Source organism: Labrys sp. Lb11 (assembly GCF_057554225.1).
In genome coordinates this window covers 909,040-935,203 of the sequence record NZ_BAAJOT010000003.1, presented here as the reverse complement: position 1 = coordinate 935,203, position 26,164 = coordinate 909,040, and the positions used below count along the sequence as shown (strand labels likewise).

The 26,164-nt window shown below is 62.8% G+C and carries 26 protein-coding genes and 4 pseudogenes; 13 read left to right on the top strand and 17 right to left on the bottom strand.

What is annotated here, in order from left to right; all coding sequences use genetic code 11:
• Positions 1-77: 77 nt before the first annotated feature.
• From AC27L4_RS14165 to AC27L4_RS14140, 6 genes are all read right to left on the bottom strand, one after another.
• Positions 78-1,046 carry a cyclase family protein gene (locus AC27L4_RS14165; RefSeq protein ID WP_487142844.1) on the bottom strand — a complete coding sequence of 323 codons (969 nt, stop codon included), beginning with the start codon at positions 1,044-1,046 and terminating at the stop codon, positions 78-80.
• Between the two features lie 174 nt (positions 1,047-1,220).
• Entirely contained in the window at positions 1,221-2,207 is a 987-nt protein-coding gene (locus AC27L4_RS14160) for a 5-oxoprolinase subunit C family protein (protein WP_487142843.1), read from the bottom strand.
• The gene (locus AC27L4_RS14155; protein ID WP_487142842.1) at positions 2,200-3,072 is read right to left on the bottom strand and encodes a 5-oxoprolinase subunit B family protein; all 873 of its coding nucleotides are present in this window, start codon (positions 3,070-3,072) and stop codon (positions 2,200-2,202) included. Before AC27L4_RS14155 ends, AC27L4_RS14160 begins: the two co-directional genes overlap by 8 nt.
• A gap of 11 nt (positions 3,073-3,083) precedes the next feature.
• A complete protein-coding gene (locus tag AC27L4_RS14150; RefSeq protein WP_487142841.1) occupies positions 3,084-4,466 on the bottom strand; it encodes an acetyl-CoA carboxylase biotin carboxylase subunit in 1,383 nt (460 codons plus the stop codon).
• Between the two features lie 7 nt (positions 4,467-4,473).
• Complete coding sequence (locus AC27L4_RS14145) at positions 4,474-4,716, bottom strand: acetyl-CoA carboxylase (RefSeq protein ID WP_487142840.1); 243 nt, start codon at positions 4,714-4,716, stop codon at positions 4,474-4,476.
• Between the two features lie 29 nt (positions 4,717-4,745).
• Positions 4,746-5,486 carry a LamB/YcsF family protein gene (locus tag AC27L4_RS14140; RefSeq protein ID WP_487142839.1) on the bottom strand — a complete coding sequence of 247 codons (741 nt, stop codon included), beginning with the start codon at positions 5,484-5,486 and terminating at the stop codon, positions 4,746-4,748.
• Between the two features lie 207 nt (positions 5,487-5,693).
• Here AC27L4_RS14140 and AC27L4_RS14135 point away from each other — a divergent pair, with 207 nt between their 5' ends.
• Positions 5,694-6,605, top strand: a complete 912-nt coding sequence (locus AC27L4_RS14135; protein ID WP_487142838.1) for a LysR family transcriptional regulator — start codon at positions 5,694-5,696, stop codon at positions 6,603-6,605.
• 34 nt (positions 6,606-6,639) lie between these two features.
• Positions 6,640-7,014 (top strand): nuclear transport factor 2 family protein, encoded by a 375-nt coding sequence (locus AC27L4_RS14130; protein ID WP_487142837.1) that lies wholly within the window; start codon positions 6,640-6,642, stop codon positions 7,012-7,014.
• A 328-nt stretch (positions 7,015-7,342) separates the two neighbouring features.
• Here AC27L4_RS14130 and AC27L4_RS14125 read toward each other — a convergent pair whose 3' ends face one another.
• Positions 7,343-7,540: a HigA family addiction module antitoxin gene (locus AC27L4_RS14125; protein WP_487142836.1), complete on the bottom strand. Its 198-nt coding sequence runs from the start codon at positions 7,538-7,540 to the stop codon at positions 7,343-7,345.
• A gap of 32 nt (positions 7,541-7,572) precedes the next feature.
• Here AC27L4_RS14125 and AC27L4_RS14120 point away from each other — a divergent pair.
• The 4 genes and pseudogenes from AC27L4_RS14120 to AC27L4_RS14105 all read left to right on the top strand — a co-directional run.
• Positions 7,573-8,126, top strand: a pseudogene (locus AC27L4_RS14120) (transposase); the annotation flags it as partial.
• Between the two features lie 903 nt (positions 8,127-9,029).
• Positions 9,030-9,362 carry a DUF6572 domain-containing protein gene (locus AC27L4_RS14115; protein ID WP_487142835.1) on the top strand — a complete coding sequence of 111 codons (333 nt, stop codon included), beginning with the start codon at positions 9,030-9,032 and terminating at the stop codon, positions 9,360-9,362.
• Positions 9,363-9,531: 169 nt separating this feature from the next.
• The gene (locus AC27L4_RS14110) at positions 9,532-9,753 is read left to right on the top strand and encodes a hypothetical protein (protein WP_487142834.1); all 222 of its coding nucleotides are present in this window, start codon (positions 9,532-9,534) and stop codon (positions 9,751-9,753) included.
• A gap of 52 nt (positions 9,754-9,805) precedes the next feature.
• Positions 9,806-9,922: pseudogene (locus AC27L4_RS14105) on the top strand (RHS repeat-associated core domain-containing protein); the annotation flags it as partial.
• Between the two features lie 108 nt (positions 9,923-10,030).
• Here the strand turns inward: AC27L4_RS14105 and AC27L4_RS14100 are convergent.
• Positions 10,031-10,471 carry a hypothetical protein gene (locus tag AC27L4_RS14100; RefSeq protein WP_487142833.1) on the bottom strand — a complete coding sequence of 147 codons (441 nt, stop codon included), beginning with the start codon at positions 10,469-10,471 and terminating at the stop codon, positions 10,031-10,033.
• A gap of 406 nt (positions 10,472-10,877) precedes the next feature.
• On the opposite strand from AC27L4_RS14100, the gene AC27L4_RS14095 reads away from it, so the two are divergent.
• A complete protein-coding gene (locus AC27L4_RS14095) occupies positions 10,878-11,687 on the top strand; it encodes an MBL fold metallo-hydrolase (RefSeq protein WP_487142832.1) in 810 nt (269 codons plus the stop codon).
• Between the two features lie 639 nt (positions 11,688-12,326).
• On the opposite strand, the pseudogene AC27L4_RS14090 reads toward AC27L4_RS14095, so the two are convergent.
• A pseudogene (locus tag AC27L4_RS14090) lies at positions 12,327-12,578 on the bottom strand (integrase core domain-containing protein); the annotation flags it as partial.
• 22 nt (positions 12,579-12,600) lie between these two features.
• Here AC27L4_RS14090 and AC27L4_RS14085 point away from each other — a divergent pair.
• Positions 12,601-12,693: pseudogene (locus tag AC27L4_RS14085) on the top strand (DUF899 family protein); the annotation flags it as partial.
• A gap of 184 nt (positions 12,694-12,877) precedes the next feature.
• Here the strand turns inward: AC27L4_RS14085 and AC27L4_RS14080 are convergent.
• The gene (locus AC27L4_RS14080) at positions 12,878-13,387 is read right to left on the bottom strand and encodes an Hsp20/alpha crystallin family protein (protein WP_487142831.1); all 510 of its coding nucleotides are present in this window, start codon (positions 13,385-13,387) and stop codon (positions 12,878-12,880) included.
• An 89-nt stretch (positions 13,388-13,476) separates the two neighbouring features.
• Positions 13,477-13,953, bottom strand: a complete 477-nt coding sequence (locus AC27L4_RS14075) for an Hsp20 family protein (protein ID WP_487142830.1) — start codon at positions 13,951-13,953, stop codon at positions 13,477-13,479.
• A 277-nt stretch (positions 13,954-14,230) separates the two neighbouring features.
• Between AC27L4_RS14075 and AC27L4_RS14070 the strand changes: the two genes are divergently transcribed.
• The 4 genes from AC27L4_RS14070 (at position 14,231) to AC27L4_RS14055 (ending at position 16,607) form a co-directional block, all read left to right on the top strand.
• The gene (locus AC27L4_RS14070; RefSeq protein WP_487142829.1) at positions 14,231-14,662 is read left to right on the top strand and encodes a transposase; all 432 of its coding nucleotides are present in this window, start codon (positions 14,231-14,233) and stop codon (positions 14,660-14,662) included.
• Positions 14,659-15,126 (top strand): IS3 family transposase, encoded by a 468-nt coding sequence (locus AC27L4_RS14065; RefSeq protein ID WP_487142828.1) that lies wholly within the window; start codon positions 14,659-14,661, stop codon positions 15,124-15,126. Before AC27L4_RS14070 ends, AC27L4_RS14065 begins: the two co-directional genes overlap by 4 nt.
• 160 nt (positions 15,127-15,286) lie before the next feature.
• The gene (locus tag AC27L4_RS14060) at positions 15,287-15,892 is read left to right on the top strand and encodes a DarT ssDNA thymidine ADP-ribosyltransferase family protein (RefSeq protein ID WP_487142827.1); all 606 of its coding nucleotides are present in this window, start codon (positions 15,287-15,289) and stop codon (positions 15,890-15,892) included.
• Between the two features lies 1 nt (position 15,893).
• The gene (locus AC27L4_RS14055; protein WP_487142826.1) at positions 15,894-16,607 is read left to right on the top strand and encodes a DarT1-associated NADAR antitoxin family protein; all 714 of its coding nucleotides are present in this window, start codon (positions 15,894-15,896) and stop codon (positions 16,605-16,607) included.
• Between the two features lie 439 nt (positions 16,608-17,046).
• Here the strand turns inward: AC27L4_RS14055 and AC27L4_RS14050 are convergent, their stop codons facing one another.
• The 6 genes from AC27L4_RS14050 to AC27L4_RS14025 form a co-directional block, all read right to left on the bottom strand.
• Complete coding sequence (locus tag AC27L4_RS14050) at positions 17,047-20,676, bottom strand: DEAD/DEAH box helicase (RefSeq protein WP_487142825.1); 3,630 nt, start codon at positions 20,674-20,676, stop codon at positions 17,047-17,049.
• The gene (locus AC27L4_RS14045; RefSeq protein WP_487142824.1) at positions 20,676-21,629 is read right to left on the bottom strand and encodes an aminotransferase; all 954 of its coding nucleotides are present in this window, start codon (positions 21,627-21,629) and stop codon (positions 20,676-20,678) included. The genes AC27L4_RS14050 and AC27L4_RS14045 overlap by 1 nt, the downstream gene beginning before the upstream one ends.
• Before the next feature lie 2 nt (positions 21,630-21,631).
• Positions 21,632-23,665 carry an ATP-binding protein gene (locus AC27L4_RS14040; RefSeq protein ID WP_487142823.1) on the bottom strand — a complete coding sequence of 678 codons (2,034 nt, stop codon included), beginning with the start codon at positions 23,663-23,665 and terminating at the stop codon, positions 21,632-21,634.
• Positions 23,666-23,846: 181 nt separating this feature from the next.
• Positions 23,847-24,356 carry a GNAT family N-acetyltransferase gene (locus tag AC27L4_RS14035; RefSeq protein WP_487142822.1) on the bottom strand — a complete coding sequence of 170 codons (510 nt, stop codon included), beginning with the start codon at positions 24,354-24,356 and terminating at the stop codon, positions 23,847-23,849.
• Between the two features lie 3 nt (positions 24,357-24,359).
• A complete protein-coding gene (locus AC27L4_RS14030; RefSeq protein ID WP_487142821.1) occupies positions 24,360-24,662 on the bottom strand; it encodes a type II toxin-antitoxin system TacA family antitoxin in 303 nt (100 codons plus the stop codon).
• Between the two features lie 444 nt (positions 24,663-25,106).
• Positions 25,107-25,547 (bottom strand): MarR family winged helix-turn-helix transcriptional regulator, encoded by a 441-nt coding sequence (locus AC27L4_RS14025; RefSeq protein ID WP_487142820.1) that lies wholly within the window; start codon positions 25,545-25,547, stop codon positions 25,107-25,109.
• A gap of 70 nt (positions 25,548-25,617) precedes the next feature.
• On the opposite strand from AC27L4_RS14025, the gene AC27L4_RS14020 reads away from it, so the two are divergent.
• Positions 25,618-26,097 carry a hypothetical protein gene (locus AC27L4_RS14020; RefSeq protein WP_487142819.1) on the top strand — a complete coding sequence of 160 codons (480 nt, stop codon included), beginning with the start codon at positions 25,618-25,620 and terminating at the stop codon, positions 26,095-26,097.
• Positions 26,098-26,164 lie beyond the last annotated feature (67 nt).

The window sequence follows — 26,164 nt, the reverse complement described above, 5'->3', positions numbered from 1 at the left end:
TTGCAGTCATTCAACCCTCCGCCCGCCCCCGGCGCTTGTCGCCCAGCGCACTGGATGTTGCGTTTGGGCGAAGACGGCTATTGCAGCGGCATCGCCACCGGACGCATCGGCGCGCCGGTCGCCCCGCGCAGTTTGATGCAGGCGCCGAAGAATGCAAACTCGTGCACGCCTTCCCCGGCCAGCTCTTCCAGGTTGGCCATTTCCAGGATGGGGATGCCCGCCTCGGCCAGCAGGTAGGTGTGCACGGGGAAGAAGTTCACCGGTTCGGCCGAGGGCGTCTGTTCCAGCGTGAGATTGTCGGCGCCGATCATGACGGCGCCGGCCTTGGCGAGGAATTCAGCGCCCTGGCGGTTGAGCCCCGGCGTGTTGGCGACGAAGGCCATGTCGGGCCAGAGCGTCATCTGGCCGGTGCGGATCAGCACGACGTCGCCGGGTTCGAGCTTGAGGCCCTGGCGCTTCAGGCAGGCCTCGAGGTCGTCCTCGCCGACGGCATGGCTCGGCGGCAGCACCGGCACGCCGTGCAGGGCGGCGACGTCCAGCAGCACGCCGCGCGCGAACACCGGCGGATGTTTTTCCGGGCCGCACTTGGTCCAGGCCCGGCTGCCCAGGTGCTCGGCCGTGTTGAACTCGTTGAAAATCTTGCCGTAATAGCCGAAGTGGTTGAACGTATCGATGTGCGTGCCGCAATGGGTGTACATCGAGATGCTGTCGCCGGAATAGCCGACCAGCTGGTTGGCCTCCAGCGTTGCACCCATGGTGTTGGCGACAACCTCGCCTCCGGGCGTATGCGTCATCCAGATCTGGTAAGGCTGGTCGCCGGCCCCGAACCAGCCGGGCATGCCGACGAAATGGTCGACGGAGAGATCGAACACCCTGGAGGCGTCGGCGCGGCTCAGGATCGCCGAGCGCGAACGGGCGTCGATGAGATTGAGCATGCCGATCTCGTCGTCGCGCCCGTAGGGGCTCCTGGTCACCTCGTGGAAGGCGGCGCTGTAGGCGATGATCTTCTGCCGGGTCGCTTCGTCGACGGCGCATGCAACGCACATGGTGCTCTCCCGCTTTGACGCCTCGCCGCCGGGAACACCCCTGTGCCGGTGCCGGTCCAGGCTGCGAGGGAGTTGTCCTCCAGTAGACGTCGTCCATCCGCCGCGCTCTTGTCGCCGAGAGCGCGGATCCTTGTTCGAGAGCGCGACCGGTGCCCGCGCCTGCCCGAATTCGCGTCAGGCCAGGGCGGCCGCCAGCGTCGCGAGCGCCTGGTCGCGCTCCCGGCGCGCGGCCAGGGCGCCGGCCATGTCGACCGGGGCGAAACGGGCCTTCTGGTGCGGCTGCAACTGGCCGATCAGGTCCATGTCGGCTGAGATCACCGTGCCGATCATGAAATAGCCGCCGCCGGACACGGCGTCGCGATGCAGCACGATCGGCTCGGTGCCGCCGGGCACCTGCACCGAGCCGTAGGGATAGCAGCTGTCGACGATGTTGGAGGGGTCGGAGCCGGCGCCGAAGGGCTGCCGGCGCGGCACGAACTCCAGCGGCCGGCCGCCGCGGAAACGGTAGCCGATGCGGTCGGCCTCCGGTGCCACCTTCCAGTGGTCCTCGAAGAAGCGCTCGCCCGCTTCCCCGGTCAGCCGGTGCCAGTAGAGGCCGGGCAGCACGCGCAGCACCGTCTCCGAGCCGGCGGGCGGGCCGCGCCTGAGCTCGGGCGGAACGGCGCGGCCGTCTCGGGCGGAGGAGGGCCGGGCGGTGCCGGCCTTGAGCACGTCGCCGGCCTTGAGCGCCCGGCCCTCGTGCCCGCCGAGGCCGCCGAGGGCGTAGGTGGAGCGCGAGCCGAGGACGACCGGCACGTCGATGCCGCCGGCGACGGCGACATAGGCGCGGGCGCCGGCCTTGAGGAAGCCGAAGGACAGGGTCTGGCCGGCCCTGACGGTGAAGGCCGTCCAGGTCGGGTGCTCCTCGCCGTCGACCTTGGGCGGCAGCTCGCCGCCGGCCACCGCCACCAGGGCATCGGCCTCGAAGCGGATCTCCGGGCCCATGAACACCACCTCCAGGGCGGCGTCGCCCTCGTCGTTGCCGACGAGACGGTTGGCCGCAACCAGGGCGTAGCGGTCCATCGCGCCCGAGAGCGGGATGCCGAGGTGGTAGTAGCCCGGCCGGCCGAGATCCTGCACCGTGGTGGAGAGGCCGGGTTTGACGATGGCGAGCTCAGCCATGAAGCACCTCCAGAAGCCCGGCATTGGTGGCGGCGGGGTCGGCCTGGAAGGCCGCCAGCGAGAAGTCGACCTTGCGGATCAAGGGATCGAAGCGGCCCTTGTCGACGGCCTCGACGGCGGCGTCATACGCGTCGCGGTCCACCGGCTTGAACTTCACGATGTCGCCGGGCTTGAAGAAGATCATGAACTCGCGGAGATAGCTGATCTCCTGGCGCGGATCGTAGATCGGCATCGGCGTGATGCCGAACATCTGGTAGCCGCCGGCGCCGCGCACGGAATAGATGCAGCCGAAGCAGCCGCCATGGCCGACGGTCAGTCTGGGCGTGTCGGTGCGCGGGCGCAGATATTTCGGCACCTCGATCTGCCGGGCGCGCTCGACCATCTGGTACATGAAGGGCAGGCCGGCGACGAAGCCGACCATCGAGACGAACCAGGGCGAGCCGGCATGGGCGGCGATGAAGCTGTCGACGTCGGCATGGCCGTTGACGCGGGCGGCATAGTCGAGGTCGGTGCCGGTCGGGTCCTGGTGGCGCTCGCGAAAGCGCATCAGCGTCTCGTGCGTCCAGGGATCGCCGTAGAAGACGGGGATCTCGATGATCCGGGTCTTGAGCTCGCCGCCGGCGCCGTTCGCCGCGCCCTTCAGGTCCTTGAGCTCGCGCATCAGGTCGTCGGGCGCGATCCGGTCGGGATCGAACCTGATCTGGAACGAGGCATTGGCCGGGCAGATCTCGGTGACGCCGCGGATGCGGGCCTCGCGCACCGCATTGGTGATCGACAGGCTCTTGAAGAAGGCCTCCAGCGACATCTCCTCGTCGACCTCGACGAAGATGTGCTCATCGCCGCCGAACGAATAGCGCATCGTCATGGACCTCTCCTTCAGGCGGTGGGCGGGGCGCCGGCCGGCGCCGGCGGATGGGCCTCGAGCCAGCCTTCCAGCCAGCGCGTGTGCACGGCGCCGGCCCGCACCTGCGGGTCGGCGGCGAGCGCCTTGTGCAGGGGCGCCGTGGTCGGCACGCCCTCGACGGCGAGCTCGCCGAGCGCGCGCGCCAGCCGGGCGATCGCCGCCTCGCGGGAGACGTCCCAGACGACCAGCTTGCCGAGCAGGGAATCGTAGAAGGGCGGCACGACGTAGCCGGGATAGAGCATGGTGTCGAAGCGCACGCCCATGCCGCCCGGCACGGCGAGCGCCGTCACCGTGCCCGGGGCGGGCATGAAGCCGCGGGCCGGATCCTCGGCGTTGATGCGCACCTCGACGGCATGGCCGGACAGGCGCACCTGGTCCTGGGTGATCGACAGCCTTTCGCCGGACGCCACCCGGATCATCTCGCGGACGAGGTCGATGCCGGTGATCATCTCGGTCACGGGATGCTCGACCTGGATGCGGGTGTTCATCTCGATGAAGAAGAACTCGCCGCCGGCCTCGTCGTAGAGATATTCAAGCGTGCCGGCGCCGCGATAGCCGACCGAGGCGGCCAGGCGCACGGCCGAGGCGCAGAGCGCCTCGCGCACCGCCGGCGCCAGGCAGGCGGCGGGCGCCTCCTCCCACACCTTCTGGCGGCGGCGCTGCAGCGAGCATTCGCGCTCATAGGCGTGGATCGCCCGTTCGCCGTCGCCGAGGATCTGGACCTCGACATGGCGGGCGCGGGCGACGAAGCGCTCGAGATAGAGGCCGCCGTCGCCGAAGGCGGCCCGGGCCTCGGTGCTGGCCTGCGGGATCAGGGTGTCGAGGTCCTCCGGCGTCGCCGCGACGCGGATGCCTCGGCCGCCGCCGCCGGCCGAGGCCTTGATCATGACGGGATAGCCGATGCCCTCGGCGACGCGCCGGGCTTCCTCCAGGCCCTCGACCCGCCCCTCGCTGCCGGGCACGGTCGGCACGCCGGCCCGCGCCGCCATGCTGCGCGCCGTCGCCTTGTCGCCCATGGCGCGGATGGTCTCGGGCCTCGGTCCGATGAAGACGAGGCCGGCGCGCTCGACCATCTCGGCGAAGTCGGCATTCTCCGACAGGAAGCCGTAGCCCGGATGTACCGCGTCGCAGCCGCTGTCGAGGGCGGCCTGCAGCATGGCGTCCTTGTTCAGGTAGGACTTGGCGGCATGGGCGGGGCCGACCGGCGCCACTGCGTCGGCGAGGCGGGCGGCGAGCATGTCGCGGTCGGCGGCGCTGACCGCCTGCACCGTGGCGATGCCGAGCTCGCGGGCGGCGCGGATGATCCGCACCGCGATCTCCCCGCGGTTGGCGACGAAGATCCTGCGGATGGCCATCGGGCGGTCAGTCCTCGAGGTCGTAGAGCGGCTGGCCGGCCATGACGGCGTCCTCGTTGTCGACATGGAAGGCGGCGAGCCGGCCGGCCTCCTCGGCGACGACCGGGGTGAAGGTCTTCATCACCTCGATCAGCCCGACCGTGTCGCCGACCGCGACCGCGTCGCCCTCGGTCTTGAAGACCGGCTGCCCGGGGCCCGAGGAGCGGTAGAAGGTCCCGGGAAGGGGGGCCTGGATAGTCTTGACGGCCATGGTTCTCTCCTGGCGGATCGGAATGCTGCTCAGTGCGCCGCGGCCGGCACGATGCCTTCGGCGACCAGCCTGTCGCGCAGCACCCGCGCCAGCTCGTCGGCGCCGGGCGTGTCGGAATGGACGCAGATCGTGTCGGAGCCGACGCTGATGTCGCGCCCGCCGACCGAGCGCACCAGCCCCTCGCGCACCGCGCGCACGCAGCGCTGCGCCGCGGCCTCGGCATCGACCGGCGGGTGCTCGCGGGTGATGATCAGCGCGCCGTCGTCGGCATAATCGAGGTCGGCGTAGAATTCCGGGATGAAGCCGTGGCCGCGCTCGGGATAGACGGTGGCGTGCAGCGTGCCGACCATGCCGAGGATCGGCACCTTGAACACGTCGGCGGCGTCGCAGACGGCGTGGGCGATGTCGGGCTGGCGCGCCGCCATGCCGTAGAGCGAGCCGTGCGGCTTGATGTGGTTGAGGCTCATGCCCTCGGCGTCGAGGAAGCCCTTGAGCGCGCCGATCTGGTAGATCAGGCAGTTGGCGAGCTCCTCGCGGCCGATCTTCATCTCGCGCCGGCCGAAGCCCTGCAGGTCGGGCAGGGAGGGATGGGCGCCGACCTTGACGCCGTGCCGCCTGGCCAGCCGCACGGTGGCGCGCATGTGGTTGAAGTCGGAGCCGTGGAAGCCGCAGGCGACGTTGGCGATGTGGATGGACGGCATGATGCCGGCATCGTCGCCCATCCGCCAGATGCCGAAGCTCTCGCCCATGTCGCAGTTGATCAGCACCATCGCGCCGCTCTCCCCCGGTTGCAAAGGCCGATCGCGACAGAGTTGCAGGTGTCGGCCCTATTGTAAAATCGGAAATAGGACTGTTCCGTATCAACAATTCAGATATGGCTGGATGGCCCGGCCGGGCGGAGCGCGGGCGGGCGGAATTTCCTGGCGTCATCGAAAAACCAGATATAGTGGCGGGCGATACGCGTTCGGGAGATAGGGGTGTCGGTTTCCCTCAAGCAGATCCGCTACTTCATCGCCGCGGCGGAGGCGGGGCAGATCTCCCAGGCCGCGGTCGAGCTCAACGTCTCGCAGTCGGCGGTGACGGCGGCGGTGCAGCAGCTGGAGAACACGCTGGGCGTGCGCCTGTTCGACCGCAATCCGAGCGGCGTGTCGATGACGCGCGAGGGCAACCGCTTCCTGCTGCACGGGCGCAACGTCATGGCGGCCGTGGCCGAGGCGGTGCGCGAGCCCCGGGCGGCCAGCGCCAAGGTGGCCGGCACGGTGCGCGTCGGCGTGACCTACACGGTCGCCGGCTATTTCCTGCCGCGCCATCACGCCCGCTTCGCAGGCAACTTTCCGAACGTGACGGTGGAGCTGAGGGAGGCGCCGCGCGACGCGATCGAGCGGGGCCTCGTCGACGGCGACCTCGACATCGCCGTGATGCTGGTCTCCAACCTGGAGGCGCGCGACAGGCTGCGGTCCGAGACGCTGATCCGCTCGCGCCGCCGGCTGTGGGTGCCGGCCGAGCATCCGCTGCTCAAGCAGGAGCGGGTCGGGCTGCGCGACGTCGCCGGCCACCCCTACATCATGCTGACGGTCGACGAGGCGGGCGAGACCGCCGGCCGCTACTGGGCGCGCACGCCCTATCGGCCGAACGTCGTCTTCCGCACCTCGTCGGTGGAGGCGGTGCGCAGCATGGTCGCCGCCGGCATGGGCATCACGGTCCTGTCCGACATGGTCTACCGTCCCTGGTCGCTGGAGGGGCAGCGCCTGGAGACGCGCTTCCTGGAGGACGACGTTCCCTCCATGGACGTCGGCCTGGCCTGGCGCCCCGACGCCGAGCCCGGCCCCGCGACCCGGGCCTTCCACGAGTTCCTCAGCCTCGCGTGCGCCGGCGGCGCGCAGGGCTGACCCGTTCCCAACCGCCCGTAGAGGAAGAAACGCGATGGCCGATGCCACCCTGGAGATGCTGACGGCGTTCTCCGCCGCCTGGAACCGCCACGACCTGGAGACGATCATGGCGCTGTCGACGCCCGACTGCGAGTTCTGGGCCTCGGCCGGCCCGGACGCCGAGGGCGCCCGCATCGTCGGCCCCGAGGCGGTGGCGCAGGCCTATCGGGCGATCTTCGACACCTTCCCGGACGGGCAGTGGACCAAGGGGCGCGTCACGGTGATGGACGGCAGGGCCCTGTCGGAATGGACCTTCGTCGGCACCGCCCGCGACGGCCGGCGGGTGGAGGTGCTCGGCCTCGACGTGCTGGAGCTGCGCGACGGCAAGGTCCACATCAAGAGCTCCTTCCGCAAGAACCGCAGCGCCTGAGCGCCGCCGGCCGGCACGGGGAGAGGCAGCCGGCGCCCGGCTGCCTCCGGCGCGCCGGCGGGGCCATGCGCGAAGGCCTGCGTGAGGCCGCCGGGCGGATGCGCAGGGCCGGCGCGGCGAATGGTCGTCGTCCGGCCGCGGCGCGGGCCCGCCATTGCGCGCCGATCAGCCCGGCTCGACAGATCGGCCCGCTCAAGACATGGCGGACGGTGTCCGCCGTTGTGGTTCGTCTATTCGATTGATGTAGCTCGACTTTCACGCCGCAGTGGGCGGCGCCTCGCAGCACCACCCCAACAATCACCCCAACGCCTGGGCCGCGCGTGGACGATCAGGTCGCCGTTTCGAGCGGCTGGATGGCCTCGATCGCGGCCTGCACTTCGGCCGGCACGGTGGCCAGGTCGTGGGCCGTCTGGAGGTTCATCCAGAAGGCCGGCGTGGTCCCGAAGTAGCGGCCGAGCCGCAAGGCGGTGTCGCCGCTGACGCCGATCTCCTCCCGCGCCACGCGCTCGATGCGCGTGCGTGGCACGCCGATGGCCTTGGCCAGGGCGTAGGGCGTGAGGCTGTGCGGCCGAGCGGTTGATGGAGATGGAGGTAGGGGCGACCTGCGGCGCTGCCTATGGCGAGAAGAACCCGCTGCGGACGGCCCAGCGCAACGGCCATCGCGACCGGGACCGGGAGACGCGGGCCGGCACGGTGGAGCTGCGCATCCCCAGGCTTAGGAAGGGGTCCTACTTCCCGAGCTTCCTGGAGCCGCGACGCATGGCCGAGAAGGCGCTCACCGCGGTGATCCAGGAGGCCTATTTGCAAGGCATCTCGACACGCTCGGTCGACGACTTGGTCAAGGCGATGGGCGCGAGCGGCGTCTCCCCAAGGAGCACCGCACCAGGCTGCACTCGACAAACCCGATCGAGCGGCTCAACGGCGAGATCACGCGCAGGACCGAGGTCGTCGGCAGCTTTCCCAGCGACGACGCCATCGTCCGCCTCGTCGGTGCATTGCTGCTCGAGCAGAATGACAAATGGGCGGTGCAGCGCGCCCGCTACATGACACTGGAAACCATCAGCCAGATGAGCGATGATCCACTCATCAGCCTGCCAGCCGTGGCGCGCTGATCCTCCCGGCCCAACGCCGGAGAGCGCGGCGACTAACGCCGGCAGCTACACCACTCCCAGAGACACGATCGTTACCTGCTGCACTACGCAGCACGTCGTGCGCTTCCCACCAGAGTGTGAAAGGATCGGAAGGAAGCAGCCTTTCGATTTTTCGGCGCGAGTTGCTGGTATGTTCCTCTCGGAAACGGGAGTGATTCGAATGCCGAGGCGGAGTGGCCGAAACGCGAGCACCGAGCCTCGCGCAATGATCAGGTGCTTTCTTTGCCGGCGGGCGTTCCAGTTCGGGCAGCACGTCTACGACGGGCGGCGCGTTCAGGGCTGGGACGAAATGGTGTGCAGAAGCTGCGACCGTGCAAACCATGACGGCGTTCTTACCGGCACATTCCCTCACCTCATTCCTTCCCTGGAGACAAAGGGCGTTGCCGTCGCTCTGAATTCGGAAGGGTGGATTATCATCCCGCGATAGCGCCACTCGTTTCAAAGAAAATCTGCAGGTCTCTCTGTCGATCGACGATGAGAATTATCGGCTCAGCGCTCTAAAAGTGTACGAAAGTTATCGAGAGTTCAGTCGCACTGCGCTGCAACTGAATGGCGATTACGGAAAGTGGCTAGATACCCTAGATTGGAGCAAAGTGGTCTCAACGTTGGCCGGCAAATCACGATTGAAACCCAAAGCGGCGCGAGAACCCGTTTGGACTTTCTTACTCAAGACCCGTTGACTGGCAAGATCGGTTGTATTGAATGCAATGCCTCGTCTACCGCACCTTTAACACCAAATCAGATCTTGGCTTTCCCAGAGATCGGCCAAACAGGCGGCACGATCGTTGGCGCGGGTAAGCCTGGTTTCCCTGGTTGAATGCAACTTCCTCCTACAACCGTCCAACTTTTTCGAGGACCTTGATTATGTCGGTCGATCAGGTAGATACAGTCGACTTCGCTACCATCGATAAGGTTTCTGGTGATCTATGGCTCACGATCAGTGATCATCTACCTTGGGATGAAAATGAAGACGACCATCTCGTCATGCTTCAAAACAAACTTAACGCATATTTGCGCTTTATCGAGAGTGGTGAGGTTTTTAAAAAAATGTCAGATGCTAAGAGTGATAATATAGTTATAGATTTGGTTGGAAAATTTCCGCTAAGTAAAAAGGCCGATTCTTTCTTCAGGAAGGCGCGAATCGCCATAGAGGGCGCTGGCTTTAGATTACAGTTCAGCCTTATGCGGCCCAATTGAACCAGGCTGTTCAACGCCGGGGCTGTTCAGTTCTCTGAATTTTTGACGAGGTTTTGGGATTTCGCCCGGCCCGAATGTGTGGATCCATGGCCGACAGCCTGAATCGGAGGTTGTCGGATGCAAGGATCGCTGCTGGAGATTTTGCGCGAGCGCGCCCAGCCCGCTGCAGATGGAGACGACGCTCACCGTGTTCGGCGACGAGCGCGTCACCTATGCGGCCTCGACCGATGCCTGCGTGCCGACCTGGATCAGCTATCCGACGTCGGGCACGAAGCGGGAGGCCGTGCCGGGCAAGGCGACGCAGACCTATATCCTGCTCAAGGATCACCTCGGGTCGATCCGCACCATCGTCGGCAACGCGGGCGGGCTACTGGTCAGCAGCGTGAGCTAACGGCTTCCAGCGCGGCACGCCGGCCTCGGCCAGCGGCAGCACGCGGGAGGACAAGGCTTTCATCGGCGAACGCCAGGACGAGACCGGTCTGCTCTACCTCAACGCCCGCTACTACGACCCCAAGGTCGCGCGCTTCGTCTCGCCGGCCTGGTGGGAGCTCTTTGGATGACGCGCAGCCGGCACGACAGGGCGAATGGGGGGTAAGCCACGCCACAGAACCGTTTCCTTCGATATCGCCGGTGCTTGACTGGAAAGGTGGCGGAGTTCTGGACGGCCCTTACCGCACCGTGATGCTCATGCCGCTGAGATCGACGTTGATCTGCACGCCGACCTGCCTGCCCGAGAGTTCGAGCTGGGCGCCCCTGTCGTTGCTCATGACGATGACCTGGGCCCCTTTGACGAGCGCGCCGCCGCCGCCCGCTGCGCCGTACACCCCCGTCACATCCTGGGCGCGGCGTATGTGGCGCACCGTACCTCGGAAATCGGTCTTCGAGGCACCGAAGGCCAGGCCGCCCGAGAGGCCGCCGATCGAGATGGGATAATGGCGACCATGAAAGGTCAGCGTGCCATCGCCTCCGGAGCCACCGATGAAGAAGGCCGCCTTGTAGACGGTGAAGCGGATCGCGCCGCTGTCAGCATGCGCGGCGCCGCCAAAGCCGACTCCCGCGGCGGCGATGGCGGCGACTGCGACCGAACGACATCTGGATGAGATCGTCATGGCGAGAGGCTCCTCGGGAGCGCCGCTTGCCCAGCCGGCCGGGAGCGGCGGCGACGTATCGAAGTCATGGATGAACGGTCTCGCACGTCGTTCGTTCCAAAGCGCGAGGACCGAATTCCGCTGCGGGAAGGCCGCCGGGAACCGAGCCGGATGGCGGACATCGTCCTGGTCGTGGGAATAGGCCGAAGAGTGGGGATCCGCCTATGCCGGCCGCCAGCTGAAAACAGTTGCGGCACAGTTGTGCGGATCGACCGGGCGCGTCCGGGGCGGATGCACGTGGCATGACAGCCGCCATCGCAGCCTTGCTCCCTACTGTTTACCGGATATATTACAGGTTGATGTGCGGAAGGTGCACGAAACTCGAACGAAAATCGGGATTGATGCAAGGGAATTGGAGAGTGACCATTTGAAACGAATTTCGTCCGGGCAGCATTACGCAGCCTACAGACTCGGACATATCACTGTTACGTCCTTGCGTGACGGCTATGTCGATATGCCACCTGGCAGGTTGCGCCAGCCGGGAAACAAGACGTTCAGCGACAGCCTCCCAGCGCAAGTGCGCCTTACGGACGGCGCGCTCAGGCTGTCGGTCAACGCTTTTGCGATCGATGACGGCTCCGAAGTCATGCTGATCGACACGGGAGCTTCGAATGCGTGGTACCCGACAATGGGGTTTCTGCCTGACGCCTTGAGCGAGGCTGGGATCGCAGCCGATCGGGTTCGGACCATCGCTTTCACTCATACGCACATCGACCATGTCAACGGGCTTGTCCTCCCGGACGGCCGGGACGGCTTTTCCCGACTGTCTCGCCTGCTCGTTCCCCGGCTTGAGCTCGAGATGTTCCGCGCGGAGGCGAGGCTGGAGCGTTTCCATGACCGCGCAGAGCCTTTTGACGCAGGGCAGCGCCTGAGCGCAGACATGGAGGCGGTCGCCGCCCCCGGCCATGAAGTCGGCCATACCTGCTTTCGCGTGACGAATGGTGGCGAAACCCTCCTGATCTGGGGGGACATCGTGCATGTGCCATCGCTCCAATTCGAGCGGCCGGAGGTCGCGTGGGAATTCGATGCCGACCAGGAGATGGCGCGGCGAAGTCGGCTGCAAATGATGGCCCTCGCCGCCGACAGTGCGTCCTATATCGCGGGAGCGCATCTTGATTCGCCGGGGGTCGGCCGTATTTCCCGGACAGCAGGGAGTTTCAGCTTCGAGCCTTTGTAGTTCCGCGAAGATGCCGTTGGTCGATGGGTCGGGGTGGAACCCGACCGTCGCAGAACGCCTAAGTTTTGAGCCCGGATTCCACTGGGCTGAAACTGCTCAACACTTTCCGTCGCAAAACGCGCTTGCAAAAATCGGCATTTCGCGGCGGACATTTGCAACACTTTGCAATCCGAATCCGAGGCCGCCGCGATTCCGGATTGAAGCCAGCCTTCCGGCTTGATCCGCCCGGGGAGAACGTCGCGCCGCAGCGCGTGGACAGCGGCAATCGGCGGGACGTGCAGGATACCGATGAGAACTATATCTACTCTATAGCCCTCTATGCCCCTCCAAAATAGACATAGGGGGTGGAGTTGCCTGACAGCATCAGATGTCCGCTTCGCGCCTTCCAAACGGGTATCAAGACTCGGGAAGCCGTGAAGTGGACCCGATGATATGGACCAGCGGGGCCGGTTTCTTCGTTGGAAGCTCGGCCGTCTCCGATCCTTTGTCCCATCGCGCCACGAGACCTGTCTGTTGCTGTTGCGGCTGTGGGCCTGTGGGCAACGCGTGAGCGTTGTCCAAGCTTCGCCCGTGGCGAAGCGCCATGTCCGCAGCTTTGTCGTCGAGGGCGCCGGTCACGCCGTCGCGCAAGACCGTCATCGGCGTGCGGTTGCCCAGCGCCTGGTGCGGGCGCCGCCCATGATAAAAGCTGATCCAGCTGGCGATCCCCGCCTTGGCTTCGCGGCCGTCGGCACAGCCCTTCAGGTGGATGTCCTCATACTTGAGCGAGCGCCACAGCCGCTCGATGAACACGTTGTCCATCCAGCGCCCGCGCCCGTCCATCGAGATCCGGATGCCGCCGGCGGCGAGCGTGCCGGTGAAGGCGGTCGAGGTGAACTGCGAGCCCTGGTCCCAAGCCCGGGAGCCACTTCAGATGGGCACCTACAACATGCTCGATCTCGCTCCGAAGGGCCGCAACGAGGCCGAGGAAATGGATTGGGTGCGCCGCCACGATCGCTACGAGTAGCCTGCCACGGGAGCGGTGGCACGACGATCTGCCAGTAATTGAGAGAATAAGGTGATCGCGCTCCTTTATCTTACTTTCTGCACGAGATGCACACGCATCCCGGTCGAGAAGGGCATTTTCCCCTGTTCGGCGAAGGATGCTGCCGGCGGCGGCCGGATCGCCCGTCGCCGGCGCCTGCTATGCGTCAGCTCTTGATGGCAATGCGCTTGACCTGCGACTGCGCCTTCTCGCTCTTGGGCAAGGTCACGGTCAGCACGCCGTTCTTGCAGCGCGCGTCGACCTCGTCTCCCTTGACCTCGTAGCCGAGTGGAATGCGGCGCTCGAAGCGGCCATAGAAGCGCTCGGAGAACTGCTTGTCTTTATCCTCCGTCTCGGAACGCTTCTCGCCCTTCAGCGTCAGCACGCCGTCATCGAGCAGGACCTCGACGTCCTTCTCCTCAAGACCGGGCACCTCGGCCGTCACCTTGACCGCCTTCTCGCCGTCGGAAATCTCGACGCTCGGCCAGCCGCCGCCGAAGGCGGAAGCGCCATTGAAAGAAGGCAGGTGCGAACCGAAGCCACGTAAGACGTCGTCGAACAGCCGGTTCACCTCGCGATGCAGCGACAGAAACGGATCACGATCGCTGTCGCGGAAGACAGTCGGAATCTGGTTGCCGTTGCTGCGGCCCCACGGAATCAGATCACGGACACTCATCGTTCTCCTCCTTTCGTTCGATTGGCAATACTTTCCCGGTGGCGCCGGACAGGGCCGACGCCATACGCGAAGCGCGCTCGCGGGAAAGGTCAGGCGACCTGCTTCCCGGTTTCGATCTGCTTCGTCTCGACCTTGGGCAGCGCCCTGCCGGCCGCGATCTCGATCTTGCGCGGTTTCATCTCCTCGGGAATCTCGCGCTTGAGATCGATCGTCAGCAGACCGTTGACGAGGCTGGCATTGACGACCTTCACATGGTCGGCCAGCTCGAAGCGGCGCTGGAAAGCGTGCCCGGCGATGCCGCGATGCAGGTATTCAGCCTTGTCGTCGCCAGCCTTCTGACCGGACACCATGAGCATGCTCTGCTTCTGGGTGATGCTCAACGCGTCCTGGCTGAAGCCGGCCACCGCCATGGTGATGCGGTAGTCGTCCTCGCCGGTCCTGGCGATGTCATAGGGAGGCCAGTTGTCGCTGGTCTCGACGCGGCTCGCAGCTTCGAGCGCGTTCAGCATTCGGTCGAAACCGATGCTCGACCGAAACAGGGGAGAAAAGTCGAAAGTGGTTCTCATAGCCACATCCTCCTTTGAGCAACATGGATACAAGCTTTCCTGCCGCCGGATGCTGTTGCATCCGCTCGGCATGCCGGTCCCAAATGGGCGCCCGGCAAAATACGATTTAGTTCAGTCAATCGGCTGTTCAAGAGGCCGCCGTCTTACCAATGCGACCGTTGACCTGAGCCGGATTGGGATGGCGATGATACGGTGGCAGGTCTTCACCAACTCGCAGTGGACTGCCCCCCTCTTGTGAGACACAGGAATTAGGGTGACAGGGCTTATCGGAGGCAGAATGTCCGACAAGCCCAGGACTCCGCCCCGGAGTTTCTCCCCCTCATTCAAGCAGGCGGCGATGGCGCGCCTGGACGCCGGCGCGGTGCTGGCGGCGGTTGCCCGCGACCTCGGTATCAGCCGCAAGGTGCTCTATGGCTGGCGCGCGCTCTGGCGGGCGGAAGGAGCCGCCGGGCTCTGCCACAAGCGCGGCCCGAAGCCGGGCCTGCGCGAGCGGCGCCTGGCGGCGGCTCTGGCGCCACCGCCGGAGCCGGCCGCACCGGATCCGGCCGAGGCCCTGGCCAAGGCCGAGGTGCGGATCGGCGAACTCGAACGCATCATCGGCCGCCAGCAGGCGGGCCTCGATTTTTTTCAACGTGCCTTGCAGGCCTTGGACGCGGGCAAGACGCCCGATCCGTCCGTGCCCGGCTCTACGCGGTCGTCCAAGCGATGACCGGGAGCGGCACCCTGCAAGGCGCCCCCGCCGTCGACCAGCTCTGCCGCCTCGCCGGCGTGTCGCGCGCCGGCTACTATCGCTTTCTCGAGCGCAAGGCCCCGGCCAGAGCCGACACCGATCTGCGCGATGCCATTCACCGCATCGCCCTCCAGCACAAGCACTACGGCTATCGCCCCATGACCAGGGAGCTCAAACGCCAGGGCATCGAGGTGAACGCCAAACGGGTGCTGCGCCTGATGCGCGAGGACAATCTGCTCGTCCTGCGCACCAGGGCCTTCGTGCCCCGAACCACCGACAGCAATCACGGCTTTCGCATCGCGCCCAACCTCATCCGCTCGCTCATCCCCACCGGGATCGATCAGATCTGGGTGGCCGATCACCCCGACAAGACCCTCGACATAGCTCGAAAAGCGCGCTTCACTCTCCCGGCTCGCCAAACCGTCCATCCCACCCTCCGATGATGCCGGCCAAATCAGTCCAACACCATACGCCGGCGGCTCGCCCCAAAATACCGATCCAATCCGCGGCTTTCTGACTCAGTAAGATTAGGTCGCTTGCTTCAAGATATATCGGGCTGTACCGTACAATCGGCGGTTCTCAGTACCGCTTGGGGACGATGCGGTGATCGGCGGGGAAATCGCGCCGTGGAGGGCAATTGGCGGTGTTTGGCGGGCCGAAGCCGACAAAACGGAGAACTACGTCTACTTGGGGGGCAACATGGCAATCGATAAACTGGAAAAGGTGCCACTACTCTATCACTTCACGGATCGGCGGAACCTTTCGGTGATCAAGGAAATGGGAGGTCTCCATCCGCTGTCACAGCTTGATCAGAAGAAGGTAAAAATACCTGCACCTGGCGGCAATGAGTGGAGCCGTGACGCGGACGCTTTGAAGGGAATGGGAAACTACGTTCATCTCTGTTTCCGAGACACCCATCCGATGGAGTTTATCGCGCGGCAGGAAGGACGGATTACGGACACTATATTCCTGCAGATCAACCCTTCCGTCATGCAGCTCGAAGGTGTCCGCTTTACAAATGACGTAGCCAACAAGGCTGGCGTCGAGTCGGTTGCTATTGCAGAAGCCGAAGCTCTCATCGACTTCGAAATTCTGTACACTTGGACGGATTGGAGGGAGCCGGCGATCAAAGCGCGTCTGGCCCAGGCGGAGAAGTACGAGGTGCTTGTCCCGCACGTCATCCCGCTCGCCTACATAAGGAACATCTAGTTTGGCAGAGAGACCGATCTTCATTCCCACGACCGAAGAGAACGGCTACGTCAGGCGAGTCGATTTCGAGATTCCATGGGCGGGCGGTTTCGCAGAGGTTCAGAAAAAGAAGAACATTCGGGCGCTTCATGACGCCGCAAAGCAGGCCGGATACGAACCTCTCCTGGAGGTTTCGAGCAAGTCAGATGAGGTAGCTGGGCGTCATCTGAGCGCCTTTCATCTTCGTATCATGACAAATGTGGGGGATATGCCGCTGGAGAATGCCTTTCAGGGGAGCAAGGTTTTCGAGCACGGTGGTCCGTATACCGACCTCTATGATGTCGAGCCAAGGGAGGCAAAGCGCGACCCACGCCTTCGCGGCTCTGGCGCTCTCACGGGCTTCAAGTTTGGCGGATTTGACTTTCCACTGAAGCCGACAACTGTGTTCTATGACTGGCTCTATCTCAATGCGATCTTTCCGCACCGCACTTGGCTGAAAAATCGAATGGACGGTGAGATGCGGTATGATGGTTTCACCGACATTGAGTTTAACCCCGGTAAATCGGTAAACTGTCAGGCGAAGTCGTGCGCTTTGTTCGTTTCTCTGATGCGTGAAGACAAGCTGGAACAATATCTGAAGTCGCCCTCGGCTTTCATTACCGCAATGTCTGCGCACCCCTCGCTCCCAGCGGAACATCAACCTCATCTGAGACAGGCCCGTTTTCATATCGGTTAGAGACAGTTCGGATGCTGGTTGCCAGTCTAGATGGTACGAGGATGCTAACTGGTAGGGCGTGCGAGAACCCTTGCCCATAGGGCCGCTGTCCGAAAGCCGCTATCCGATTGATAATTAAAGAGATATCCGGTCAATTTGTGCGGCAATCGGCGGCTTATGGCGGGCCATGCGGGATAGCGATGAGAACTATATCTACTCCATAGCCCTCTATACCCCTCCAAAATAGTCACCAAGGGAATCGGCGAATTTGCTTATCGCCGTCGACCACGAGGACCTGTTTGCTCTACGCTCATATCGGCCCTTTTGGGGGGTGAGTCAGCTATCAAGCTACGCGAAGTGCCTTTGTTGGGGCGTGCCCGCTTCAACGCTCATCTCCACAATCCTCTTGAAAGCAGAGTATTGTCATTGTCCAGAAAAACTTGCGCAAATAGGCCTTTACTCAATTTGGTCGGAACGTTCGCATGACGCCAGCCCGCTTTCCGGCAGTTCGAAGCTCGTAGTCACATCGAAATGGGTCGTAGCCCTCTGGACCGCCACCTTGTGAGACGGCAAGCTCGAAACCCGCTGGATCGAGCCAACGCGTCTCTCCTTCCGCCTGCACGGGAATAACAGCATAGCGGCTCCGGCGGCCATCCGTGCCAGTCAGATCGGTGTCGAATGACACCTGTGCTGTCGCCGTGGACTCCGGTTTCGGCAAGCTGGCTCGCCATTGCTGGAAAAGCTGTGGGTCGATGAGGTTGTCCGTATCGTCAGCGACCAACTGATCATCAAGCCATGTCTCGAACTCGGCGCGGCGCGCAGCAGCCACTTCGCGGGTTTGCGCGAGGCCCTGTGATAAACAGAATGCGACGAAGGGATCATGCGTACCCCAACGAAGCAGTTCTCGCGCCCAGAAGCCGAACCAGGGCAATCCCGTCGTCTCTTTCCAAGTCGCCAAATTCGGTATCGCGGTTGCATTGGGTGCCCCGTCCGCCCACGCCAGCGCCACCACGGCACCAATAGCGACTCCTAGTCGAAACTCCAGGTTGTCGGCTACGAAACGTTGCCACGATCGCAGATTTTGCGCGTCCGGCCCAGCGGCGCCAGGTTCGTTCATCCACCAGCCGAGCACGTCGTTCCAGCGTTCAAGCAGAGCTTCGTCACCTTGCGTCGCCCGGATACGAAACCCAAATCCACGATCCGTTTCGAGAAGATTTCCGATTGACTCGAAGACGTCGATGCGTGCGATGGCGTCCATCGCCCCATAGCCAACAGCCCCGGCGATAAGCGCGCGGATTTTTTTCGCGATCGGTTCAAATCGGCGCCCCACCACTGGCGGGAATCCATATTGATAAAGGCGTCGTCGCTCCGCCGGGTCGGGGTACAACTGCGTAACGATGCCCGTGCCCCGCTTGATAAAGGCCGCTTCAAGCCATGCCTCCTGCGCGGCGGCTACAACGGTGAAGGTCCTAGCCCAAAGCCCCTTCAACTCCATTTCCGCCCGCGCCGCGTCCATCGGCGCGTCGGTCGTGCGTTCGCTTTCCGCAAGCGCCGTCAGCAACACACTGTCGAGTTCGTCCATCGCATCCGCCAGTCGGGGTTGTGGGCGGGCCGCCCCCATTCCCACGTCCGGGCTGACCGTGGCTGGCGCAGTACTTTCCAACCAATCCATGAAGGCGTCGGGTTGAACACCGAGAAGCCGGTTCGCTTGCTGCCAAATGTAGTTGAGCAGGAGCGCCAGCGGACTCGGCACCGCGTCAGCATCTTGTTCCTCCACGATGAGAGACCGCCGCAGCCTCTCGTAGTCCTCGACCAACTCGCCTCGCTGCCGATCCTGCACGTTGCGCTGCCCCGCTGCGGTCGCCGAAATCCGCGTGGGCAGGGCAATCAATGTCATGCCCTCTATCCCTTTGGCTGCACCAGGCCGGCCCGCCCGGCCCGCGAGGTTTCGAAATTCGGCTGTCGTCAGCGGTGCGATGATCGGCGCTTCGGCGACAGGGTCCCAGGATCGCCGCTTGAGCGACGTCAGAAAGATTAAATCAAACGGGAGATTTACACCTTCCGTCAACGTAGCGGTTGCGACCGTGATCGGGCAAATCTTTCGATCGATCATCTCGACCATGAGGCGGCGGAGACGTTGCGGCATCTGGCCATGGCTCGTTGCGATTCCATGTTCGAGCAGGAACAGCTCGAACGAATCCGCACCGCAGTAATCGAGACAGGCGGCCCGCGCTTCCATGAAACGGGCACCGAGATAACCCTCGGGCACCGTGAAAGCACCGAGTTCCTGCCAAGCACCGTGCTCCATCGCTTCCTTAAACCAGCGCATGGTTTGCTCTGGCTCTTGGGTCACCGAGATCAGAATGCGCTGATCCTCCTGAGCGAGGTGCAACGCGGTCCACAGAACAGACAGGCAGTTGAATCTGTTGAGGCTGTTTCGCCATTGCGCAGGAAGTGCCGGCATCGGCGCTATCCGCAACGGCAGATAGACTGGGGCCTCTTCGTTTCGGAGGTACAGGGGCCGCCCGTTCATAAGGTCGAGCAAAATCTGACCAGAGCTGCCCGGTGCCGTCTCTAGAACGCCAATTACTTGTCGTGTGCTTCGATACCGCACGCCCACGGCTTCGGCATCGGCGCGCCCCTCGATCCAGCGTGCGACTGGCTCTGACGCACCGCCTGCAACGGCTGTCAACGCGATACGGATGACATCGGGTCGTTGCGATAAAATCCGGGAGACGAGATTTTCCAGTCGGATCGACCGATTGCTATGATCTGAAAAGCTCACAGCCGTAGCTTCCGTCGCCTCCGGTACCACCTGGTGCGCCTCGTCGATGATCAAGAGGACGAGCCGCGCGATGAGCAATGACCCCAAATATCTTAGCAGGGCGTCTGCTTTTTCCACCGTGACGATCAGCACCACAGGCTCTTCGCTCGTGAGCCAATAGTCCGTGATGCCCCAATCGGCGCCGCCATAGAGCCCTGTGACGATCACATCGCCACGCAGCTCGGCCACCAGCTTTGCCTCCACTTCGCCAGCCAGCGCGCGGGACGGCACGATGTAGAGCGCAATCGGCCCGAGGGCATTATCGCGCTCGCGCAGGAGCAATTCCTTGATCAGCGCCAAGTTCGCGACAAGTGTCTTGCCCGACCCGGTCGGCGTGCAGAGCGCGAAATTGGAGTCGCGCAGCAAACGGTCCAGCCCATGGAGCTGCGAAGTCCATAGCACACCGCGACCGCGGCTATATTGGTCCCGGCCATAGGCAAGCAACCGGTCCGTGCGATCGGGGCGCATGCGCGCCAGTGCTCGGAGTGGCTTGTAGATCGTAGCGTCCGCATAGCGGTCAGCGACCTGGCGCATGAGGTTGATGACAAGCGCCGCATCGTGGCTAAATACTCGGTTCGCCAGTTCATCGAGTGCGTGCAGTTTCGTCATAGCAGTAGCGAGCCGATCTTCGTCACCCCGGCGGAGGCTGTCGCCAATTAGACCAAGGCACCGCACAAGCTCAATGGTTACCGCCCAAGTGGGACCGGCACCGCCATCCTCGTCCGCCAATGCCCTCAGAATCGCCTGATTGCCGTCTGCGCCGGTCAGCTCCCCATTCTCCGCCCAGAATCGCGCTGCATGTCGAACGACCTCGTCGAAGTTAGCCTGAAGAAACGCTGTATAGAGTTGTACACCGTCAAACTCGGACTGGACCTGACCAAGCAGTCCTGCGGCCATGGCCGGAAGGCCGCCAAGCTGATAGGCTGCCGCAGACAATAGCTCGATCGGTACAACGGTCCGGACGTTGTCGTCCGCCCGCGAAAGCCACTCCAAGATCTCCCCGACGCGACGATAGCAATCGATCGCGCGAGTCGATGAAACGCCTTCGATTGTCCGGAAGATATGGGCCGCGTGCAGAAGTCGACGACTGTCATCGAGTTGCCGCGCCGAATCACGATTACTCCAGGCAATTGCCGGCACCTGCCACGTCGTCTGTAGGCATCGCACATAGGCGCGAGCTTGCGGCCGGGTAAGTTCGTTCTCGATCGCCAGCGCTGCGCGAACCTGCTGCGCCAAGGCTAGACGCTCGCCATCCCGCTCAGCCATTAGGCATCACTCCAAAGCGAGTCATACAGCGCGTCAATCAAGGCGTCCCCCTTCGTCAGGATGACTTCAACGACCTGGAGATCGCGCGCTGCCTTATAGTCGGCGGGCCTATTCTCCCAATCGAGTACGCTCTCGGCGTCGCCACGATTGGCCGCACCATTGCCCGCGATGACGATAAGATCGGTGCGGGGCGGTGGCACCCCCAATTCCAGTACGGCGCGATCGATCGATAAGATTGCCGCCGCATAGCTATCTGGATCGCATTGCTCGAGTAGGAACTGGAGCTGGCGTAGCCCATGAGGGATCGGAGTATCCCGATTGACCTCAAACCAGATGCCGCGATCTGTATGCTCCAGTTCCTGCGTTTCTTTATTCCGCACCTTGGGCCCATACATGAGCGCGGCCACCGTTGAGTCATTAAGGGTTTTTCGCCACTTCGCTTCGCCGGCGATCACCCGGACCACTTCGCCGCCTTCGCCGAGGGCAATACCTACGAAGTCGGTTCCGTGCCTTCCGTAGATTTCGCGGACCCGGCCGGGATCGAATTTCAGTGCCCAAAGAAACTTCTCTACGTCGTCATGCTCTCGAAATAGAAAGATCGGGACGCTCCATGCGTGGCCGCCTACATAGTGCTCTTGATAAGCTTCGGTCACGAGACCGGCCAGAACTTCGCCGAACAGTCCACGCTTTGCTTTTTTCGACAGGCTAGTCGGGTAGGTTATATCTGTTGTCCCGGCTGCGTCGGGGTGCAAGTTGATCCCAACCTTCTTGTGGAAGTGTTCCCGAGCGTCGAGATGTGCAGATTCGAAATAGGGACGGAGAGCATCGAGCAGCGGTTCCGCCGCTTCGCCGTGCTGTTCAAGAAGCAGATGACCGTAATTGCCGTTACGGATAGAACCGTAAGCTTTCAGCCAAAGCGCCAACGCTTCCTTTGGAGGGGGGCAGGTGTGCATGCCTAAGCCTGCCCTTTAGCCGCTGCCAAAGCCTCCGGCTGCTCGTCACTATTTTCGTCGGCGTCTTCGACGATGACGCCTTCCAAAAATTGGCTGTGCTTTTCTTGCAAATACTTGATCGCGGTGCTCTCGTCAGCGGAATGCTGCAAGTGCTCTTGGAAGAACTGAAGCCGAGCCCGATTTTCCTCGATGAGTTCGCCCCACGTCTTGATGCCGACGATATGTCGCGGCCCCCGCGCGATCAGGCGGCGCTCGCGATCCGGACCACTTTCCATCTCATGCTTTGCGAAGTCGTCATAGGCGTTGGAGACCAGCCAGAAGTGCCAGCGCACACCGTCGACGGTCGAAAACCGTTCGTCTGATGTGACGGCGATTGCGTATTTTTTTGCTTGCGTGATTTCGTCAGCGCCGATCTTCACCTTCGGCGCCTTGAGTTCGACGATCATGTGCTCGATGTCGTTGGCGCGATGCCGTCGCGTTGAGCGCGAGAACATCAGGTCAATGATGCCGCGCGCTTTGCCAATCACTTTCACGGGCTCATCAATCGAGATGTTCGGATCGAGATGGTCCCGATGCTTCTCGAGGACGCGACGAAGATCCTTGTCGCTCACCCATAGGTTATACTCTTCGCCAAATACCCAGGTGTTTTCGGCGAGGATTTTGTGAAGCTGGGCGCGCTCCTTCAAGCGGCCTTTGGTTTCGGGATCGAATACGATCGACTCTAGCGCGGATATAAATTTCAGCCGATCGGCAACGGTCTTAGCGGTGGTGATAATCGCTGACAGCGTCGTTTCCTGGAGTAGGTTCGCAAGTTCCTTCTGCTTGCGCGCCGGAAGGTCCAGCACTTCCTTCAGGATGAGCTGCAACTCCTCCGGTCCGCGTTCAATTGCGTTGCGCAACATACGTAGGTGCAGCGCTTTGGCCTTTGCCGAGCTGATACCAAGATCGGGTGCAAGTTCCTGAACCTGAACCGCTACGATATCGAAAACCTGGCGTTCGACCTTTTCGACCGCGTTTTGGGGTACACCCCGATAGGGATAAACGTCCTCGGCAATCCACTCATCTACTAGAGACCGGGCCTTTTCCGCCGATTTTTCGCGAAAATAGTCCTTAATCGAGGTGCGGGCATTTTCGACGGCCGCGCTCAGTAAAGGGTCCATCTCCGAGAGCGCAACACGTTCCTCGTTGTGCAATTCATCGACGTAGCTGGATTTCAGATATGCGGAGAAAGAGAAGCCGGGAACATGGAAGCGCGTCTCGACCTGATCGAATGGAAAGCCGCTTGCGGAGCAGAGATAGAGGACGCGCCGTGCATCTGTCCGCCATTCGATAACTTCAAGCTCGACATCGTGAAGCGTGCCGTCATCTTTTTCGATCGGTGGCAGTGACGTTTTGTGATGGCTGGCGATCACCTTCTCGGGGTCCAGCCTTTGGCCAGCGACGGAGATCGAGACGCTCCGATAGTTCATCAGATAGAGCGCGAAAATCTCATTCAGATCCTGAATGCCGTCTTCGCTCTCGAAGGTTCTAAAATCACGCCGGAGGTCATTAATTTCGACGATGACGCCTGTGGAACGTTCGGGCGCTAGCACTTCCTCGCTAATAATGACGTCGGTGAGATCGGCTTCCAAGAGCCGGACTTCGAACGCCTTTCGTCCGGACGGCTCATCGTAGCATACCTTCCAAGTGACGGACTGCCCGAGAGCGAATGCCTTGTAACGCCCGCGCCCTTCCTGACCGTGGATCAGGCGGTGATTCCGCTTTGTCTGTCGGATGTGGCGCTTCCAAGAGCCGCCGAGATTGCCGAACAGAGCACGGGCATCACCACGGGAGAATCCGTCGCCATTATCATAGACGACGATTTTCGACATCCCGCCTGCAAGATCGTCGTGCGCGAACTCGACCGATACCTCGGTGGCATCTCCGTCAAGGCTGTTCCACAACAGCTCTGCAAGAGCAGGCACCGGCTTCGCCTTGGTCTGCCGCGCGACGAAATCATCTCTTACCGCAACGGATACATGCTCCTCGCCGGCCATTCCACCCCTCCTAACCCTTAGACGGGCCATTTCCATGCTGACCGCATCGCTTGCTGCTGTTCAACGCTCGTTGTTGTCCTGCCCATAACCGAAGTAACCTCTGCTTGCGTTGTTTGAGAAGCCACTGGCTGGCATGATAATATACGGAATACTTGGAAATCTCTTTAGCCAGCTGTAGCGCTCATTTGAACAACGCTTCAATATCCACCATCGGCCGAAACAATTTCATCGGCTGATCCGGAAACGGCAAAAAGCTCTCGCGCTTATAGAAGTGTTTGGCGTTTTCGTCCTTGGCGTCCACGATCACCGCAAAGGACGCGATCTCGCTACGCACAGCCCGATAGAGTGCATCCGCGAGAAGAAAGCGCCCGTACCCTTTTCCCTGGTAGCGCTGATCTACAGCAAGACGCCCCAACAAGGTCGCTGGGATAAGCGGGTAGCGTGGCAGCTTTCGGACAGCGGCCTCCGGCAGCTCCGGAAGCCGCACCGCCGTTGACGAAAGCGTATAATATCCGGCAATGCTGCCGTCCTTCAGCACAAGGACGAATGGCGCTGCCAACTTCTTTCTGGCGTCCTGTCCAGCCTGCGTCTGAAAATATCGGTCGAGTGGTTCCACACCACTTCCGAACCCTGAACGGTCATGTTGCGGGCCGAGAAGCTCGACCCGCAGAATGTCATCCGCCTCTCCCACGCGTCAGACGCCTGTTCTCTCACGATAACGGCGAACCGTATCACTCAGCCTTTCGTTGACGGGCTGCGGCTCGATCAAGGCCTTCACAAAGGCCTGGCTGTCCCGAATCGAAAGCTCAAGACGCTGATATTCATCGATGGCGCGCCGCGCCGCATCCTGAAGGCTCGACAGAACGAAATCCGTCACAGAGCGGCCCTGCAAGGCTGCGGCGTGTTCGATCAGGCGCTTCTGGTCAACGGTTACGCGTGTTTCAAGGCGCTCGCCTCGAATACGACCAGACGTGGGTCTCTTTGCTGCTTCAGGCATAGTCGCCTCCAAAATCAGAGGGCAATGTACGGCCAATGGCCGGATAAATCAAGACCCACGACTAGATGGGACACGACTTAGTATCGGCCTTGGAGGGGAAGCACTACGCTTGATAGGTACTGGGTTGTCGTGTTGGGGACGAACCCAATGAGCGAGCCGCTGTTCGCGCCATAGCGTGCTATCGGCGGGTATAGCGAAGGGGCATGTGACTGGTAGGGCATGCGAGAACCCCTGTAAGCAGGTTGAACACCCCATACAGCGCTATCTAATTGATAATTAAACAGATAACTGACCAATTTGTGCGGTAATCGGCGGTGTTTGGCGGGCCGGAGGAGATTCGAACTTCCTCGCCTTCCGCATCCCTCTGGATCGCCCCGAAGCTCCCAAAACGCCATGTCCCATAGGTCGATCGCAAAATGTGCCGCAGGTCGGGGGCTCTCGCGATTACTCATCCTCTGCGATTGCATCCAGCGCGGCGATGATGCTCCCGAGGGTCGCGAGGTAAGCTCTTTGCTGGTCCGGGGCGAGGCCGGCGACGGCGGCTGAATTGACGCCGGCGATGGCCTCGCGCAGGGCCGGGACTTTTGCCAGCGCGGCCGGGGTGAGGGAGATCAGGGCGCTTCTCTTGTCCGACGGGTCGGGCCTGCGTTCGATCAGCCCGTCCCGTTCCATCCTGGACAAGGTCGCCGCCATCGTCGGCTGTTCGATCGCCGCCGCGCGCGTGAGCGCCTTTTGCGACAGGGCGTCGCCATTGCCCAGCGCGAAGAACACGGGGAGTTGCCCGGAGGAAATCCCGATCGACCGGAGCCTGCGGTCGATCGCCCGCGCGAACAGGCGCGCGGCCCAGTTGGTCATGTATCCCGGCGATTGCGTGCGATCGAACATGGAGGTCACGGTCTGCTATTTGTATCGTATGCTATATAGTTGGCTATGTGACGCACGGAGGCAAGATGCCATGGCGATGCGGTCGGTGCTACGGATATTCCACGTCGTTGCGGGCCTTGTCGCGTTCATCACGATCGCCTGCTTTCTCGGGTTGACGATAGCGGCCGAGCTGGCCGGTTCCGCGGCGGAGATCGCCACGGCCAAAGGCTGGATCGTGACGCGCCTGCCTCCGCTCGTCGTGTCCTTCATCATCGTCGGAGCGACAGGCTTCGTCCTGTCCGGCGGGAAGCCGAAGGGACTTGCGGCGAAGAAACACCGGCGCATGAAGATCATTGCCCCGAACGGACTTCTCGTCCTGGTGCCGGCAGCCCTGTTCCTGAGCTGGAAGGCGCAGAATGCTGCGTTCGACGCCATCTTCTATGCCGTGCAGGCGGTCGAGATCGTCGCCGGGGCCGTCAATCTGGTCCTGCTGGGGTTGTCCATGCGGGATGGGTTGACGATGAAAGGACGATTTAAGCAGTTCAAGACTCTCATATGGCAGAACTCCTGAGCTTCCGGGCCGATTTTGCGGCACCTTGCAGCCCGGAGCCTGGCTGTTTCGATCACCGATCAGAAGT